17 protein-coding genes and 4 tRNA genes are annotated in these 15,355 nt (G+C 59.0%); 9 read left to right on the top strand and 12 right to left on the bottom strand.

The annotated features are described in order from the left end of the window. Window positions 1-5: 5 nt before the first annotated feature. Window positions 6-419: a pilin gene (locus ACZRJ6_RS04575; RefSeq protein ID WP_463967420.1), complete on the bottom strand. Its 414-nt coding sequence runs from the start codon at window positions 417-419 to the stop codon at window positions 6-8. 215 nt (window positions 420-634) lie between these two features. Between ACZRJ6_RS04575 and ACZRJ6_RS04580 the strand changes: the two genes are divergently transcribed. Genes ACZRJ6_RS04580 through yacG form a run of 4 tightly spaced genes read left to right on the top strand, consistent with a single transcriptional unit; the run spans window position 635 to window position 3,535 of the window. Then, entirely contained in the window at window positions 635-1,843 is a 1,209-nt protein-coding gene (locus tag ACZRJ6_RS04580) for a type II secretion system F family protein (protein WP_463967244.1), read from the top strand. 2 nt (window positions 1,844-1,845) lie between these two features. Then, window positions 1,846-2,718, top strand: coding sequence for a prepilin peptidase (locus ACZRJ6_RS04585; RefSeq protein WP_463967245.1), 873 nt, complete (start codon window positions 1,846-1,848; stop codon window positions 2,716-2,718). Continuing rightward, window positions 2,715-3,338 carry a dephospho-CoA kinase gene (coaE, locus tag ACZRJ6_RS04590; RefSeq protein ID WP_463967246.1) on the top strand — a complete coding sequence of 208 codons (624 nt, stop codon included), beginning with the start codon at window positions 2,715-2,717 and terminating at the stop codon, window positions 3,336-3,338. The genes ACZRJ6_RS04585 and coaE overlap by 4 nt, the downstream gene beginning before the upstream one ends. Beyond that, the gene (gene yacG / locus ACZRJ6_RS04595) at window positions 3,335-3,535 is read left to right on the top strand and encodes a DNA gyrase inhibitor YacG (protein ID WP_149410819.1); all 201 of its coding nucleotides are present in this window, start codon (window positions 3,335-3,337) and stop codon (window positions 3,533-3,535) included. The genes coaE and yacG overlap by 4 nt, the downstream gene beginning before the upstream one ends. Here yacG and ACZRJ6_RS04600 read toward each other — a convergent pair. The 3 genes from ACZRJ6_RS04600 to ACZRJ6_RS04610 form a co-directional block, all read right to left on the bottom strand. Then, window positions 3,532-3,747, bottom strand: a complete 216-nt coding sequence (locus tag ACZRJ6_RS04600) for a hypothetical protein (protein WP_463967247.1) — start codon at window positions 3,745-3,747, stop codon at window positions 3,532-3,534. The two genes, yacG and ACZRJ6_RS04600, sit on opposite strands and share 4 nt — an antisense overlap. Window positions 3,748-3,810: 63 nt before the next feature. Continuing rightward, window positions 3,811-4,500, bottom strand: a complete 690-nt coding sequence (locus tag ACZRJ6_RS04605; protein WP_463967248.1) for an energy-coupling factor ABC transporter permease — start codon at window positions 4,498-4,500, stop codon at window positions 3,811-3,813. Next, window positions 4,497-4,964, bottom strand: a complete 468-nt coding sequence (locus ACZRJ6_RS04610) for an FAD/FMN-containing dehydrogenase (protein WP_463967249.1) — start codon at window positions 4,962-4,964, stop codon at window positions 4,497-4,499. Before ACZRJ6_RS04610 ends, ACZRJ6_RS04605 begins: the two co-directional genes overlap by 4 nt. A 102-nt stretch (window positions 4,965-5,066) precedes the next feature. Between ACZRJ6_RS04610 and ACZRJ6_RS04615 the strand changes: the two genes are divergently transcribed. From ACZRJ6_RS04615 to ACZRJ6_RS04625, 3 genes are all read left to right on the top strand, one after another. Continuing rightward, entirely contained in the window at window positions 5,067-5,696 is a 630-nt protein-coding gene (locus tag ACZRJ6_RS04615) for a DUF1780 domain-containing protein (protein ID WP_149410816.1), read from the top strand. Between the two features lie 89 nt (window positions 5,697-5,785). Continuing rightward, complete coding sequence (locus tag ACZRJ6_RS04620) at window positions 5,786-5,959, top strand: DUF3094 family protein (RefSeq protein ID WP_149410815.1); 174 nt, start codon at window positions 5,786-5,788, stop codon at window positions 5,957-5,959. Between the two features lie 60 nt (window positions 5,960-6,019). Further along, entirely contained in the window at window positions 6,020-7,318 is a 1,299-nt protein-coding gene (locus ACZRJ6_RS04625; protein WP_133099964.1) for an FAD-dependent oxidoreductase, read from the top strand. 253 nt (window positions 7,319-7,571) lie between these two features. Here ACZRJ6_RS04625 and ACZRJ6_RS04630 read toward each other — a convergent pair. The 7 genes from ACZRJ6_RS04630 to rluD all read right to left on the bottom strand — a co-directional run bounded on the left by ACZRJ6_RS04630 (window position 7,572) and on the right by rluD (window position 12,669). Beyond that, window positions 7,572-7,648: transfer RNA gene (locus ACZRJ6_RS04630), tRNA-Pro, on the bottom strand. A gap of 96 nt (window positions 7,649-7,744) precedes the next feature. Next, window positions 7,745-7,820, bottom strand: a tRNA-Lys gene (locus tag ACZRJ6_RS04635). A gap of 5 nt (window positions 7,821-7,825) precedes the next feature. After that, window positions 7,826-7,902 (bottom strand) — tRNA-Pro (locus ACZRJ6_RS04640). A 9-nt stretch (window positions 7,903-7,911) separates the two neighbouring features. Further along, window positions 7,912-7,987 (bottom strand) — tRNA-Asn (locus ACZRJ6_RS04645). A gap of 301 nt (window positions 7,988-8,288) precedes the next feature. Further along, window positions 8,289-10,853, bottom strand: a complete 2,565-nt coding sequence (gene clpB, locus ACZRJ6_RS04650; RefSeq protein WP_463967250.1) for an ATP-dependent chaperone ClpB — start codon at window positions 10,851-10,853, stop codon at window positions 8,289-8,291. A 131-nt stretch (window positions 10,854-10,984) separates the two neighbouring features. Next, window positions 10,985-11,710, bottom strand: a complete 726-nt coding sequence (gene pgeF / locus ACZRJ6_RS04655) for a peptidoglycan editing factor PgeF (RefSeq protein ID WP_463967251.1) — start codon at window positions 11,708-11,710, stop codon at window positions 10,985-10,987. Next, window positions 11,707-12,669 (bottom strand): 23S rRNA pseudouridine(1911/1915/1917) synthase RluD, encoded by a 963-nt coding sequence (rluD, locus tag ACZRJ6_RS04660; protein ID WP_133099967.1) that lies wholly within the window; start codon window positions 12,667-12,669, stop codon window positions 11,707-11,709. Before rluD ends, pgeF begins: the two co-directional genes overlap by 4 nt. 149 nt (window positions 12,670-12,818) lie before the next feature. Here rluD and ACZRJ6_RS04665 point away from each other — a divergent pair, with 149 nt between their 5' ends. Together ACZRJ6_RS04665 and ACZRJ6_RS04670 are read left to right on the top strand one after the other, a co-directional pair. Continuing rightward, the gene (locus tag ACZRJ6_RS04665) at window positions 12,819-13,844 is read left to right on the top strand and encodes an outer membrane protein assembly factor BamD (protein WP_463967252.1); all 1,026 of its coding nucleotides are present in this window, start codon (window positions 12,819-12,821) and stop codon (window positions 13,842-13,844) included. A gap of 123 nt (window positions 13,845-13,967) precedes the next feature. Beyond that, on the top strand, window positions 13,968-14,201 hold the full coding sequence (locus ACZRJ6_RS04670) for a PP0621 family protein (RefSeq protein ID WP_133099969.1): 234 nt from the start codon (window positions 13,968-13,970) through the stop codon (window positions 14,199-14,201). A 48-nt stretch (window positions 14,202-14,249) separates the two neighbouring features. Here ACZRJ6_RS04670 and thiO read toward each other — a convergent pair whose 3' ends face one another. Next, window positions 14,250-15,350 carry a glycine oxidase ThiO gene (gene thiO / locus ACZRJ6_RS04675; protein WP_463967253.1) on the bottom strand — a complete coding sequence of 367 codons (1,101 nt, stop codon included), beginning with the start codon at window positions 15,348-15,350 and terminating at the stop codon, window positions 14,250-14,252. Window positions 15,351-15,355 lie beyond the last annotated feature (5 nt).

Raw genomic sequence — 15,355 nt, forward strand, 5'->3', positions numbered from 1 at the left:
GATGGTCACGCCCCGCCAGCCATGCAACCTTTTGCAGCGTATTGATCATCGGACGTAGTGGAACATTTCCAACCGGTAGTGGCACCACGGGTCAAGGTGATGGTCTTGCCCAGGACTGGCGCGGGGGCATTGATAATTTCACAGGCAATCGAGCCGGCGCCCGTGGCGACGTCACCCGTTACGGTGATCGTGCAATTGGCCGTCGGGCTGGTGCCGCCGATCAATGCCAAGGTCGGAGCCGTCCCCTGGTTGAGAGTGTCCTCAAAGCCTGCTTTCAATGCGGAAATTTCCGCCAGGCCCGCCGTGAACTTGGCCTTGGCCTGGTGCTTGGTATAAATGGGCAGCCCGATAGTGGCCAAGATGCCGATGATCGCCACGACGATCAACAACTCGATCAAGGTAAAGCCTTTCTGACGTATCACACTCACTCTCCAGAATAAGACGGGGCTCACGCCCCCATAGCAAAGCACATCCTGCGCCCTGTCCTCAGCAACCGCGCCAGTGTACTCACCCGCGTCCGGCCAATCGCGCACAAGACGCACAATCTGACATTTTTTCAGTTACCGCCCTCCTGACGGACACACACTGGTGACTAAGCTGTAGATCTTCACCTGTCCGAGTGCGGTAGTGCGAAATGAATGATGTATCCGTGATCTACGCTTGGGAAGGCACCCACCAGAACGGCCGCAAGGTGTCCGGCGAAACCAGTGGCCACAATCGCGCCCTGATCAAGGCGCAGCTGCGCCGGCAAGGAATCCGCCCCGGCCGGGTATGGAAAAGGTCCAGCATTCTTGCGAACATCCGACACCCCATCAGCCCCGCCGACATCGCCCTGTTCACTCGCCAACTGGCGACTCTGTTGAGAGCAGGCATTCCAATGTTGCAGGCCTTCGACATCATCTGCGAAGGCTTCGACAACCGGCACATGCGCTCGCTGGTGCATGGACTTAAGCAAGAGATCGCCGCCGGCAGCAGCCTGGCTGTCGCCCTCTTTAAAAAACCGCAGTATTTCGACGAGCTGTACTGCAACCTGATCGCAGCAGGTGAACAGGCTGGCGCCCTGGAATCCCTGCTGGAGCGCGTCGCGATCCATCTGGAAAAAAGCCAACAACTCAAGGCCAGGATCAAGAAGGCAATGACTTACCCGCTGGCAGTGCTGGTTGTCGCCACTGTCGTCAGCGCCATCCTGTTGATCCATGTCGTGCCACAGTTCCAGGGGCTTTTTGCCGGGGTGGATGCACAGTTGCCGGCTTTTACCTTGATGGTCATTGCGCTGTCCGAATTCATGCAACAAGCCTGGTGGATGCTCGTACTGGCCTTGGGTACCAGTGTTTTCGGCCTGCGCCACATCCATCGCCGATCACCCGGCTTTCGCCACTGGCTGGATGCCAGTTTGTTGAAAATCCCACTGACAGGCACACTGTTGAAAAAGTCGGCCGTCGCCCGCTACGCCCGTACGCTCTCCACTACTTTCGCGGCTGGGGTACCGCTGGCGCAGGCATTGGACTCGGTGGCAGGGGCCGCCGGCAACGGACTATTCAGACAGGCAATCAATCGTATGCGCCAGGATGTATCAACAGGGATGCAGTTGAACCAGACCATGGCCTGCAGTGGCCTGTTTCCGGGTATGGCTATTCAGATGACCGCCATCGGTGAAGAGTCGGGAACCTTGGACAGCATGCTGGAAAAAGTTGCCAACCATTACGAAGCGGACGTCGACAACCTGGTGGACAGCCTCACCAGCCTCATGGAACCGCTGATAATGGTAGTGCTCGGCGGCATTGTCGGGGCTCTGGTGGTGGCCATGTACCTGCCAATCTTCCAACTCGGCGCGGCGTTTTGAGCATGCCACTGAACGAAGTGCTGACCGGCCAGCCGTGGGTGTTCGTATGGGTCGCGCTGGTGCTTGGCCTGATCATCGGAAGTTTCCTCAACGTGCTGGTGTGGCGCCTGCCAAAGATGCTGGAGCGGGAATGGCGGGGGCAGGCCCATGAAGTACTAGGCCTGCCCCCGGAGCCAAGCGGCCCAACCTACAACCTGCTGCACCCCAACTCCTGTTGCCCGCACTGCTCGCGGCCAATTCGCCCCTGGGAAAACATTCCATTGCTCAGTTACCTGCTGCTCAGAGGTCGCTGCGCGGGGTGCCATCATCCCATTAGTGCACGCTATCCCCTCGTCGAGTTGGCATGCGGGCTGATCTCGGCGTTCATTGCCTGGCATTACGGCTTCGGTTGGCAGGCCGGTGGGGTATTGCTGTTGAGCTGGGGCCTGATTGCGATGACCTTGATCGATGCCGATCATCAATTGTTGCCAGATGTGCTGGTATTGCCCCTGCTCTGGCTCGGGTTGATCGTCAATCAGTTTGGCCTGCTTGTGTCGCCGCCTGACGCGCTATGGGGCGCGGTCGCTGGCTACATGAGCCTGTGGTCGGTGTTCTGGCTGTTCAAACTGATCACCGGCAAGGACGGCATGGGCCATGGCGATTTCAAACTGCTGGCCATGCTCGGCGCCTGGGGCGGCTGGCAAATCCTGCCGATGACGCTGTTGCTCGCCTCGTTGGTCGGGGCGATAACGGGCCTGATCCTGCTACGGCTACGTAACGCCAAGACGTCGACACCTATGCCTTTTGGTCCTTATCTGGCCATTGCCGGCTGGATTGCATTGCTCTGGGGTGGTCAAATAACCGACTTCTATTTGCAGTTTGTCGGTTTCAGATGACCACTCCTGTTGCAACACCCTGGATTCTTGGCCTCACCGGCGGCATCGGCAGTGGCAAAAGCGCGGCGGCCCAGCACTTTGTCGATCTTGGCGTGGACCTGATTGACGCCGACCACGCTGCCCGCTGGGTGGTCGAACCCGGAAGGCCGGCACTGGCGAGTATTGCCGAGCATTTTGGCGCAGATGTTCTGCTGCCCGATGGCCAACTGGACCGTGCAGCCCTGCGCAAGCGGATCTTCGAAGTCCCCGCAGAACGCCGCTGGCTGGAAGCTTTGTTGCATCCGCTGATTGACGAAGAGATTCGCAGCCATTTGGCGCGAGCCCAATCGCCTTATGCGATTCTGGTGTCGCCGCTGCTGATCGAATCCGGCCAGTACACCATGACTCAGCGAGTCCTGGTGATCGACGTGCCGCAATCGCTGCAGATTCAGCGTACCCTTCAGCGCGACGGCATCAGCGAAGAACAGGTGCAGGCGATTCTCAAGGCCCAGGCCACTCGGGAAGACCGCTTGCGCCATGCCGACGATGTGCTGGTCAATGACCAAGACCTGGCCTGGCTGCACAGCGAGGTCGAGCGACTGCACCACTTTTACCTTACTTTGCGTGGAGGCCGATCATGAGCCAACCCTTGACCGTCGAATGCCCAACCTGCGGCGCCCCCGTGGAATGGAAAGAGACCAACACCAACCGGCCGTTCTGCTCGGACCGCTGCAAACTGATCGACCTGGGTGCCTGGGCGTCGGAAGAACACAAGATTGCGCTCAGCCCGGACGCCGAGGACGAGCTGTTCTCTGAAGACCTTCAACCAAAACACTAAGGCCGCATAAAGCCGTAATCCTGCTGATCGTCGAGGTTCTCCGCGAGAAATTGCAACTCGTCGGCCAGGTCCTCGACGCTACGCACGCCCTTGCTCTGCTGCACCACCGCACTGAGCAGGGCGCGCAGGCTCAAACCCGGTTCAAAACCGATTTCCTGTGCCGCATCCTGGCTTCTGCGCAACTCCTGCCGTGCCCACTCGTACACACTCATGATCGTGCTCCTGGAAGTTCCGCAGAGCATGAGACCACTTGCCTGCCCAGGATTTGACCTGGATCAAGACCGCGAATCGTCATCCTTCCAGGGCGCCGAGAGGTACCGTGTGCGGTTGAAGGTTTCCAGCCATTCTGGGCGAAACACCACCAGCGCACTGATTACCATGCCGTTGATAAAGGCTTCGGGGAAAATGATCAGCCACAGGTAACCGACGAAATCCTCCAGCCATTCAGGCATCGCAAAGCGCCCGTCAAACCACAACAGCCCCAACCCTACCAACAGGCACAGCAACGCTGACAGAGCCGCCGCAAAAAAGCCGGAACAGAATATGTACACAAATGGATTGCGCGGCCGGGCTCGCTCCACCAGCAACGCGCAGGCTTCGGTGACCAACACCGGCAACAGGACCAGCAACATGCCGTTGACCCCGACCGCCGCCAAGTCTTGGCGGCCAAGCAGCACCAGGCCGACTTGCGCGATCAGCCCTGCGACGATTGCCAGGGGCCAGTCGAGCAACAGGGTCACGGCGGTCATGCCGATAAAGTGGTAAGACACGCCAGTGTCGAAATCCCGCCGCACCAGCCACAACATGAATAGCGCGAACACCGTGCCAAACAGCAGGTGCTGACGTCGCCGGTCAGCAAACAGCTCGACCCAGGGCGCACGCAGGACCGCCCACATCACCACAGGGGCGTACAGCAGCCAGCCGATGATGAGGGTTTCTGGCGCAAGCACGGCTGCGCTGATCACGGTTTCACCTGCTCCAGGGCTTGGCGCAGTTCGGAGGCAGAGCTGTATTCGTGTCGCGCCACCAGCTTGCCGTTGTCCAGTTGCAGCCACAGCACTTTATCCACAGGCGCCGGATAACGGGGAACGATCCGCGCGTCGCGATCGAGCATGACGCGGTAGTTGTAAGCCTGCATCGCCGGAACCGCGAACAACTTGGCGACCAGCCTGGGCATACGCTGAATGTCGGCAACAAACACCACATGCCGCGCCTCCAGATAGCCTTGGGGCCGGCCTTGCAGCGCCGCATCTACCCGTTTGGCGGCGTCCATACTGCGCGCCACTAGCAAGATTTCCGCTTGGTTATCGAGGGTGTAGGCCATGTCGAATTGATCGAGCAGAGTCCAGGGCGCCACTTGCTCGCCCACTTCGACGGCCTGGGCCCAAAGGGGCAAAAGGCTCAAGAACACCACGACAAAAAACTTCACCACATACTCCTCATGCCAGGGATAGCTATCAAGTGGCCAGTCTACACCGACCTTTTGACGCGGGACTTCCTGCGGTCATCATTTGAACGCTAAGCTTTAGCCATGGATGACTCAGATTATTTGCGCCTGCTCACCATAGCAGCCGAACAAGCCAACGCGTTCCTGTCCAATGCCCGCAAATGGGAGCGTGAGCGTTGGGTCTGCCAGCGCCTGCTGCAAGGCTTGAACGTGCCCTACCGTGCCGAAGAGTTTCATGCCGCCGGGCAAGAGCCCCCAGACGTGCTGTTTCGCGACGCCAGTTTTGAAGTGTTTTTTGTCCTCGACGAGGGCCGGCGCCTCAATGACGAATGGCGCGACGAGCTGTTGCGCCGGCGCAGCGCATTCTCCCTGAGCCAATTGGTGCGGCGCGAGGCCAAGCCCAAACGTATTCCCGCCCATGAGTTCCTGCTGCGGCTGGCACCGACCCTGCGCAAGAAAGCCCATAACTACAAGGAGCGCGGGATGGACCTGGGGGAGCTGGATATCATCGCCTTCGCCAGCCTCAAGCGTGAAGTGCTGGACCTCAACAGCCACTTCCCCCCACCCACCGAATACCTGCGCCAGGGTTGGCGCTCCTTGTCATTGGTGGGGCCAACGTTTGCCAGGGTGCTGTTCGCCCACCCCGAAGCCCCGGATTTCTTGCGCAACAACCTGGGGCGCAGCATAGTGTTTGATGTCGGCATCAGCCTGTGAACCGATCAACGACTATGCTGCAGGCAATGCCGCCAATCGCACGGCTGTAATGTGGCGCCCTTTCGCAACGTCTACCTGACGAGGCTCTTATGACCAGCCGCTTGAACCCCGACGACCAACAACATGTCGAAGAGTACCTGCAACTATCCCAGAACCAGGTCGAGCGCAAGCCTTTCCGGCCGTGGCTGCTCCTTGGTGTGGTACTGGTGATAGTGATCGGGCTGGGGCTGCTGAGCCGCCTTTTGAGTTACCTGACGCTATGAGCTGCCTGGCGCTCGCTCGGGTAACTGCACTGATTTCTTTTAGCCTTGCGAGATATCCCCATGACCCATCGTATTATTATCGTCGGCGGCGGCGCCGGCGGCCTGGAGTTGGCTACCCGCCTGGGTAAGACTCTGGGCAAGCGCGGCACAGCCAGCATCACGCTGGTGGACGCCAACCTCACCCACATCTGGAAACCATTGCTGCACGAGGTGGCAGCTGGCTCGCTGAACTCTTCGGAAGATGAACTCAACTATGTCGCCCAGGCAAAATGGAACCACTTCGAGTTCCAGCTGGGGCGCATGAGTGGGCTTGATCGCGAGCAGAAAAAAATCCAACTGGCCGCCACCCTCGACGAACAAGGCCTGGAACTGGTGCCCGCCCGTGAGCTGAGCTATGACAGCCTGGTCATCGCCGTCGGCAGCACGACCAATGACTTCGGCACCGAGGGCGCAGCGCAACACTGCCTGTTCCTCGACACCCGCAAACAGGCCGAGCGCTTCCATCAGCAACTGCTCAATCACTATTTGCGCGCCCACGCCGGGCAGACCGATGCAGTGGAACAGATCAGCGTGGCTATCGTCGGCGCCGGCGCGACCGGTGTTGAACTGGCTGCCGAGCTACATAACGCCGCCCACGAACTGGCAGCCTATGGCCTGGGCCGGATCAAACCGGAAAACATGCACATCACCCTGATTGAAGCCGGGCCACGGGTGTTGCCTGCCCTGCCAGAGCGCATTGGCGGGCCGGTGCATAAAACCCTGGAGAAACTCGGGGTTACGGTGCTGACCAATGCAGCAGTCAGTGAAGTGACCGCCGACAGCCTGATCACCAGCAGCGGCCAGGTAATTCCTGCCAGCCTGAAGGTCTGGGCTGCAGGGATTCGCGCACCAGGTTTTCTCAAGGACATCGCCGGGCTGGAAACCAACCGCATCAACCAACTGCAGGTCTTGCCGACCCTGCAAACCACCCGTGACGAAAACATCTTCGCCTTCGGTGATTGCGCGGCCTGCCCACAACCGGGTACCGACCGCAACGTGCCACCACGGGCGCAGGCGGCTCACCAGCAGGCGTCGTTGCTGGCAAAATCGCTTAAATTGCGCATTGAAGGCAAGACGTTGCCCACCTACAAGTACACCGACTATGGATCGCTGATCTCGTTGTCGCGCTTTTCAGCGGTGGGTAACTTGATGGGCAACCTGACCGGCAGCGTGATGCTGGAAGGCTGGTTGGCGCGGATGTTTTATGTGTCGCTGTATCGCATGCACCAGATGGCGCTGTATGGCTTCTTCCGCACAATGATGTTGATGCTGGGCAGCAAGATTGGGCGCGGTACGGAGCCTAGGCTCAAGTTGCACTAACAGCGCAGTTCGATGTGGAGTGCCCGGCTTCTGTGGGAGCCGGGCTTGTCGAATCGCCGCACCGCCGTGCTGGGCTGCGCAGCAGCCCTAAAACCAATCACTGCGGTCTTTCTGATAGACCACCGCGACCGACCAGGAGTGCTCCGCACTCCAACGGGAGCAAGCTCCCTCGCCACAGGGTATTCGCCAGCTGCCTTACCGCTATCGCAGGCAAAAAAAATCCCCGTATCTTTCGATACGAGGATTTTTAATATGGTCGGGGTAAGGGGATTCGAACTCCTGACATCCTGCTCCCAAAGCAGGCGCGCTACCGGACTGCGCTATACCCCGGTAAAAAAAAGGCGACCTTTGCAAGTCGCCTTCTACGATCAGTGCTTTTGGCCTCTGATCTTAAGATTCGATTCCAGCGTTAACTGGGTTCAAAAATGGTGGGTCGTGTGGGATTCGAACCTACGACCAATTGGTTAAAAGCCAACTGCTCTACCAACTGAGCTAACGACCCAAATATGGTCGGGGTAAGGGGATTCGAACTCCTGACATCCTGCTCCCAAAGCAGGCGCGCTACCGGACTGCGCTATACCCCGGTTTGAAATTGGCTCCGTGACCAGGACTCGAACCTGGGACCCAATGATTAACAGTCATTTGCTCTACCAACTGAGCTATCACGGAACTACATATTTCAAAGTGAAACTTTGCTGCTTACTACCTTCTCTTCGACCCGATTGCATCGCTGCGTTCGTGCCTCCGAGGCGCGCTATTCTACAATCTTAAAAACCCCTGTCAACCCTTTAAATTGCTTTTAAGACAATGATTTGCGACTTGTTTCAGATTTCTCCTTGGGGAGAAGAAACCGTTGGGCTGACATACTGCGGGGCGCACTTTACAAGCCTTTGCCTTACAGTTCAACGCCCTATCGAAAAAAAAGGCCCCGCAGTGCGGGGCCTCTTCTTATTAGCCATACAGTCCGGGCTTAGTGAAAGACGATTTCGTCGTGTTCCACAGTTGCCGTGACGCTGGTACCCGGCATAAAGCTGCCCGACAAGATCAACTGCGCCAGCGGGTTCTCGATCCAGCGCTGGATTGCACGCTTCAACGGCCGTGCGCCATACACCGGGTCGTAGCCCACAGCGATCAGCTTGTCCAACGCCTCGCCACTCAGGTCCAACGCCAGTTCGCGCTCCGCCAGACGACTGCGCAGGCGACCCAACTGGATCTCGGCGATACCGGCAATCTGATCTCGGGCCAATGGCTCGAAGATCACCACTTCATCGATCCGGTTGATGAACTCCGGCCGGAAGTGCGTCGATACCGCATCCATCACTGCTGCGCGCTGCGCTTCGCGATCGCCCACCAGCTCCTGAATCTGCGCCGAGCCCAGGTTGGAGGTCATCACGATCACCGTATTGCGAAAATCCACGGTACGTCCGTGGCTGTCCGTCAGACGGCCGTCTTCCAGCACTTGCAGCAACACGTTGAACACATCCGGATGGGCCTTCTCGACCTCGTCCAGGAGGATCACCGAGTAAGGCTTACGCCGTACCGCTTCTGTCAGGTAACCGCCTTCTTCGTATCCCACGTAGCCTGGTGGTGCCCCGATCAGGCGCGCCACAGAATGTTTCTCCATGAACTCGGACATATCGATCCGCACCATGGCCTCTTCTGTATCAAAGAGAAACTCGGCCAAGGCCTTGCACAGTTCGGTTTTACCGACACCGGTAGGGCCGAGGAACATGAACGAGCCGCTCGGACGGTCCGGATCGGACAACCCGGCTCGGGAACGCCGTACCGCGTTGGACACCGCGACCACCGCCTCTTCCTGGCCGATGACACGCTGGTGCAACAGGCTTTCCATTTTCATCAATTTGTCGCGCTCGCCTTCGAGCATTTTCGACACAGGAATACCCGTCCACTTGGAGACGACTTCGGCAATTTCTTCCTCGGTCACCTTGCTGCGCAGCAACTGGTTCTCGCTTTTGCCATGCTGGTCGACCATTTGCAGGCTGCGTTCTAGGTCCGGGATCACCCCGTACTGCAACTCGGCCATGCGATTCAGATCGCCCTTGCGGCGGGCGGACTCCAGTTCCTGGCGGGACTGCTCGATCTTTTGCTGAATCTGAGCAGAACCCTGGACTTCGGCTTTTTCCGAGGTCCAGATTTCTTCGAGATCCGAATACTCACGTTCCAGACGGGCAATTTCTTCCTGGAGTTTTTCCAGGCGCTTGATCGCCGCCTCGTCCTTTTCTTTTTTCAGGGCCTGGGATTCAACCTTAAGTTGAATCAGGCGCCGCTCCAGGCGATCCAGCACTTCCGGCTTGGAGTCGATTTCCATGCGAATGCGGCTGGCCGCTTCGTCGATCAAGTCGATGGCCTTGTCGGGCAACTGACGATCGGTGATGTAGCGATGGCTCAACTTGGCCGCCGCGATGATCGCGCCGTCAGTGATCGCTACCCTGTGGTGAACCTCATAACGCTCTTTCAGGCCCCGCAGGATTGCGATGGTGTCCTCTTCGCTCGGCTCTTCCACCAACACTTTCTGGAAGCGGCGCTCAAGCGCGGCATCCTTTTCAATGTACTGACGGTATTCGTTGAGCGTGGTAGCGCCGACGCAATGCAACTCGCCCCGTGCCAAGGCTGGCTTGAGCATGTTGCCAGCATCCATGGCGCCTTCGCCTTTACCGGCGCCGACCATGGTGTGCAGTTCGTCGATAAACAGAATGATCTGCCCTTCCTGCTTCGTCAGCTCGTTAAGCAGAGATTTCAAACGCTCTTCGAACTCGCCACGGAACTTGGCGCCAGCAATCAGCGAACCCATGTCCAGGGACAACAGGCGCTTACCCTTCAGGCCATCAGGCACTTCACCATTGATGATGCGCTGGGCTAGACCTTCGGCAATGGCGGTTTTACCCACGCCAGGCTCACCGATCAGCACCGGGTTGTTCTTGGTGCGACGCTGCAGGACCTGGATGGTGCGGCGAATTTCGTCGTCACGGCCAATCACCGGGTCGAGCTTGCCTTCTTCAGCGAGCTTGGTCAGGTCGACAGTGTATTTGTCCAGGGCTTGGCGGGACTCCTCATGATTGGGGTCATTCACCGCCTCGCCACCGCGCAGGTTGTTGATGGCGTTTTCCAGCGCCTTCTTGCTCACGCCCTGGCCCAGCAACAATTTACCGAGTTTGCTGTTCTCGTCCATGGCGGCAAGCAACACCAGCTCGCTGGAGATGAACTGGTCGCCCTTCTGCTGGGCCAGGCGATCTGCCTGGTTGAGCAGGCGCGCCAAGTCCTGGGACATATTCACGTCGCCGGTAGGATTTTGGATTTTTGGCAGTTGGTCGAGCTCTTTGCTCAACTCCTTGCGCAGGCTGTTGATGTCAAAGCCTACCTGCATCAGCAACGGCTTGATGGAGCCGCCTTGCTGTTCCAGAAGCGCCTGCATCAAGTGCGCAGGTTCGATGGCCGGATGGTCAAGGCCAACCGCCAGGGATTGAGAGTCCGATAATGCCAACTGCAATTTGCTGGTTAAACGATCAATACGCATTAGTCACCTTCCTTTTGAGCAGGCCGGAGCTATAAACACATCCTGAATGAAGAAACCTGCCAGACACCCCTATAGATGCGGTCGATTCTGGAAGATTCAAGCTGCCCGGGATTGATGTAGCGCAGAAGAGTCTAGCGTTCGAGCCAGATAAGGGAGGCAAACCGACCGGTGCGAGGGCTGCGGCGGTAGGAATAGAAGCGAGGGTCGGTCACGGTGCAAAAACCGCCACCGTATACCGCGCTGATGCCGCGTGCGGCCAAGCGCAGACGAGCTAACTGGTAGATGTCGGCCATGAACTTGCCCGAATTTTGGCTGGGAACGAAAGCCTCAGCCGTTATAGGCAATTGCTGCATGAAGGCCTCGCGAACTTCCGGACCAACTTCAAAAGCCTGTGGACCAATGGCCGGCCCCAACCAGACCAGTACTTCGGCAGGAGCAACCTCCAGGCTTTCGAAGGCCGCTTCCAGCACACCAGCCGCCAGGCCACGCCAACCGGCATGGGCTGCGGCGACACGAGTACCGGCGCGATTGCAAAACAAGGCAGGCAAACAGTCAGCCGTCATCGCCGTGCAGGCGATGCCGGGGGTGCTGGTCCAACTGCCATCGGCCTCGGCAATCCGGCCAGGATCGGCTTCGACCACAGCCACACCGTGGACTTGGCGCAGCCAGGCCGGCTGAATAGAGAAGACATCGGTCAAGCGTCGACGATTTTCGCTGACAGCCTCGGGGCTGTCTTCGACATGATCGCCAAGGTTGAGGCTGTCAAACGGCGCCAGACTGACGCCGCCTGAACGAGTGGTGACGCAGGCTTTCACCCCGGCCGGCGCGGGCCAGTCAGGAATCAGCCAGTCACTCATCCGATAAACGCCTCACGATCCTGCTTGAGCAGCGACAACAACCAGACAAAGTCGTCCGGAAGTGGCGATTCCCAGCTCATCCGCTTACCGCTCGTCGGATGATCCAGCTCCAGGAAGCGCGCATGCAGCGCCTGACGCGGGAAGGTTTTCAGGGAATCAATCATGGTCGCACTGGCCGCCGGCGGAATACGGAAGCGGCCGCCATAGGCCGGATCTCCGACCAACGGGAAGTTGATGTGGGCCATGTGCACCCGAATCTGGTGAGTACGACCGGTTTCCAGCTTGACCCGCACATGAGTGTGGGAACGGAAACGCTCCAGCACGCGATAGTGGCTGACGGCCTGCTTGCCGCCCTCCATCACCGCCATGCGCTGGCGCTGCTGGCCGTGGCGACCGATAGGGGCGTTGATCTTGCCACCTGCCGTTACCACACCGATCACAATGCACTCATAGATCCGGCTAACGCTGCGGCTCTGCAATTGTATAACCAACCGCGTCTGCGCCTGAATGGTCTTGGCCACCACCATAAGACCGGTGGTGTCCTTGTCCAGTCGATGCACGATGCCGCAGCGCGGGACATTGATGATGTCCGGCACATGGTGCAACAAAGCATTGAGCAGGGTGCCGTCAGCGTGCCCGGCAGCCGGGTGAACCACCAGGCCCGCGGGTTTGTTGATCACCAGGATGTCGTCGTCTTCATAGACGATGTCCAGTTCAATGTCCTGGGCGATCCATTCTCCCTGGGCTTCCTGCTCGGCAGTCAGCTCAAGAATCGCACCGCCATGGACTATGTCTCGCGGGCGGATAACCGCTCCATCCACAGTCAGGCGGCCGTCTTTGATCCAGGCGGAAAGGCGCGAGCGCGAGTGCTCAGCGAATAATTGTGCGGCGACTTGATCGAGGCGTTGGCCGCCCAATTCGGACGGCACCTCTGCGCTAAGTTCAATTTTATCGGACATGCTCAGACTAGGCGTGGCACAGCCTTTGGTTTCGGCTGCGCGCTTGTGGTTAAATACGGCGTCTTTTGCCCCGAGGCTTTCAACGGGGCGCTCATCATAACAGGACGGCCCCGCCCAAGACAGCGGCCGTCATAGGGACGCAAGCCGCCATGCAAGTGAAACACCTGCTGCTGATCGCCATCCTCGCCATGACTGCTGCTTGCTCGTCAACAAAGGACGTCGTCGACGAAAACCTCAGCGAAGTCGAGCTGTACCAGCAAGCTCAGGCCGACCTGGACAACAACAGTTACACCAGCGCCACGGCCAAGCTCAAGGCACTGGAGTCGCGGTATCCGTTCGGCCGCTACGCCGACCAGGCCCAGCTCGAACTGATCTACGCCAACTACAAGAACGCCGAGCCGGAAGCTGCCAAGTCCGCCGCCGAGCGTTTTATCCGCCTGCACCCGCAGCATCCAAACGTGGATTACGCCTACTACCTCAAGGGCCTGACCTCGTTTGACCAGGACGTTGGCCTGCTGGCGCGCTTCCTGCCGCTGGACATGACCAAGCGTGACCCGGGTGCCGCGCGCGACTCCTACAACGAGTTCGCCCAGCTGACCAGCCGCTACCCCAACAGCCGCTACGCGCCGGACGCCAAGCAGCGCATGATCTACCTGCGCAACCTGCTGGCTTCCTACGAGATCCACGTGGCCCACTACTACCTGACCCGTCAGGCTTATGTAGCTGCCGCTAACCGTGGTCGCTATGTAGTGGAGAATTTCCAGGAAACCCCAGCCGTGGGTGATGGCCTGGCAGTGATGACCGAGGCTTACCAGCGCCTGCACCTGGACGCACTGGCGACCACTAGCCTGGAAACCTTGAAGCTCAACTACCCGGACCACCCAAGCCTGAAAGACGGTCAGTTCGTGCCGCTAGTGGCTGAAGCTGACAACCGTTCGTGGTTGAGCAAGTACACCTTGGGCCTGATCGAATCCCGTCCGCCGCTGCCGCCGGGCGAAACCCGCGCCAACCAGGACGTGATCAAGCAGTACCAGGATGCCAAGGATTCTATTCCTTCGGACTTGAAGCCTCATGACGAGAACGGCGACGTGATCGAAGAAGAGGCCCCTGAAGCCCTGGGCAATAACGAAGACCGCTCGTGGTTCAGCTACATGACGCTTGGCGTATTTGACTAACGGTCGATGCGATGCAAAAAGGAGCCCTCAGGGGCTCCTTTTTTATGGCGCGACTTTATTCCCCTGTGCGCCGCTCACGTCCTTGGCTAAACTGCCGCATTCCTTGTCGAGAAGCTGCTGACCATGGTTCGTTTACTGTTCTGGATTGCTCTGATTGCTGCCGCGGTGTGGTTATGGCGCAAGTTCAAGCGCCCCGTGCCGACGCAACAACGGCCCCACGAGCAAGGTGCGGCGCCCATGGTCCGTTGCGCTCACTGTGGCGTGCATTTGCCGCAAGATCACGCCCTAAGCTCGCGCCAGGAGTGGTATTGCACTCAGGGGCACTTGGAGCAGGGGCCGAAGTCTATCGGGCGTTGATTGAGCCGCAATAATCCAGGAGCAGGCTTGCACGCTCCTGGATTGCATCTAGATCCGCCCTGCCGGCGCATACGGCGCGGGGTCAATGATCGGCTCGCGCTCCAGCAACAAATCGACAAACAACTGACAGGATGCCGGCGCCAGCACCAGCCCATTACGGTAATGCCCGCAATTTAGCCAAAGCCCATCAAACCCTGGCACCTTGCCAATATAGGGAATGCCTTCCGGCGACCCTGGCCGCAATCCGGCCCAATGCCCCACGACCTCAGCATCCGCCAGCGCCGGTATCAGCTCCACAGCTGAGGCTTTCAGGCTCTGTAGCGCCTTGTCAGTCGTTGTTTTATTGAAGCCGTCATGCTCCAGGGTGCTACCAATCAGAATATGCCCATCTCGCCGTGGGATCGCATAGCGACGCTTGGCCAGCACCATACACGGCAAGAAGTCTGACGCGCACTTGTACAAAATCATCTGTCCCTTGATCGGCTCCACCGGCAACTCCAGCCCCAGGCTACCCAGCAACTCGCCACTCCAGGCACCGGCGGCGAGTACCACGTGGTCACCCCGGAACTCACCAAGCGCCGTGTTCACACCAACAATTTTGCCACCCTCACAAATAAATCCCTCCACCGCGCAGTGCTCATGCACGGTGACACCAGGCAACGCCAGCAGGGCAGCCCTGAGGGACTTTACCAAGCGAGGGTTACGCACGTTGGCCACGCCTGCCATGTAGATAGCTTGTGAGAACCCAGGCCCCAACACCGGTACAGCATCACGGGCAGCCGAAATATCTACCTTGCTCAGTGGTCGTCCTTCACGGGCCGCCCAAGCCAGTGCCTCAGCCTCATCGCCCAGGTCCAACCAATACAAGCCAGTGGTATGAACCTCAGGGTCCACTCCGGTGGCTGCAAAAAGACGCTCGGCCAACCGAGGATAAAAATCCTGAGACCAATGCGCCAGGGCGGTCACTGCAGGACTGTAGCGCCACGGGTAAAGCGGCGAAACAATGCCACCACCCGCCCAGGAAGCCTCCTGCCCCACCGCCGAACGGTCCAGCAGTACCACCGCCTGTCCCTGGGTTGCCAGGTTGAACGCCGTCAACAGGCCGATAACGCCACCACCGACCACCACTACTTGCTGTTGCTTAGCCATCTTTC

The sequence above is a fragment of the Pseudomonas sp. C321 genome (genome assembly GCF_055407105.1).

What these genes read in the sequence shown, in the direction of transcription:
- ACZRJ6_RS04670 (WP_133099969.1), top strand. Translation starts at nt 13,968, where the DNA reads ATGGTTCGTTTACTGTTCTGGATTGCTCTGATTGCTGCCGCGGTGTGG.
- ACZRJ6_RS04625 (WP_133099964.1), top strand. Translation starts at nt 6,020, where the DNA reads ATGACCCATCGTATTATTATCGTCGGCGGCGGCGCCGGCGGCCTGGAG.
- rluD (WP_133099967.1), bottom strand. Translation starts at nt 12,669, where the DNA reads ATGTCCGATAAAATTGAACTTAGCGCAGAGGTGCCGTCCGAATTGGGC.
- ACZRJ6_RS04615 (WP_149410816.1), top strand. Translation starts at nt 5,067, where the DNA reads ATGGATGACTCAGATTATTTGCGCCTGCTCACCATAGCAGCCGAACAA.
- ACZRJ6_RS04580 (WP_463967244.1), top strand. Translation starts at nt 635, where the DNA reads ATGAATGATGTATCCGTGATCTACGCTTGGGAAGGCACCCACCAGAAC.
- ACZRJ6_RS04600 (WP_463967247.1), bottom strand. Translation starts at nt 3,747, where the DNA reads ATGAGTGTGTACGAGTGGGCACGGCAGGAGTTGCGCAGAAGCCAGGAT.
- yacG (WP_149410819.1), top strand. Translation starts at nt 3,335, where the DNA reads ATGAGCCAACCCTTGACCGTCGAATGCCCAACCTGCGGCGCCCCCGTG.
- coaE (WP_463967246.1), top strand. Translation starts at nt 2,715, where the DNA reads ATGACCACTCCTGTTGCAACACCCTGGATTCTTGGCCTCACCGGCGGC.
- clpB (WP_463967250.1), bottom strand. Translation starts at nt 10,853, where the DNA reads ATGCGTATTGATCGTTTAACCAGCAAATTGCAGTTGGCATTATCGGAC.
- thiO (WP_463967253.1), bottom strand. Translation starts at nt 15,350, where the DNA reads ATGGCTAAGCAACAGCAAGTAGTGGTGGTCGGTGGTGGCGTTATCGGC.
- pgeF (WP_463967251.1), bottom strand. Translation starts at nt 11,710, where the DNA reads ATGAGTGACTGGCTGATTCCTGACTGGCCCGCGCCGGCCGGGGTGAAA.
- ACZRJ6_RS04665 (WP_463967252.1), top strand. Translation starts at nt 12,819, where the DNA reads ATGCAAGTGAAACACCTGCTGCTGATCGCCATCCTCGCCATGACTGCT.
- ACZRJ6_RS04585 (WP_463967245.1), top strand. Translation starts at nt 1,846, where the DNA reads ATGCCACTGAACGAAGTGCTGACCGGCCAGCCGTGGGTGTTCGTATGG.
- ACZRJ6_RS04620 (WP_149410815.1), top strand. Translation starts at nt 5,786, where the DNA reads ATGACCAGCCGCTTGAACCCCGACGACCAACAACATGTCGAAGAGTAC.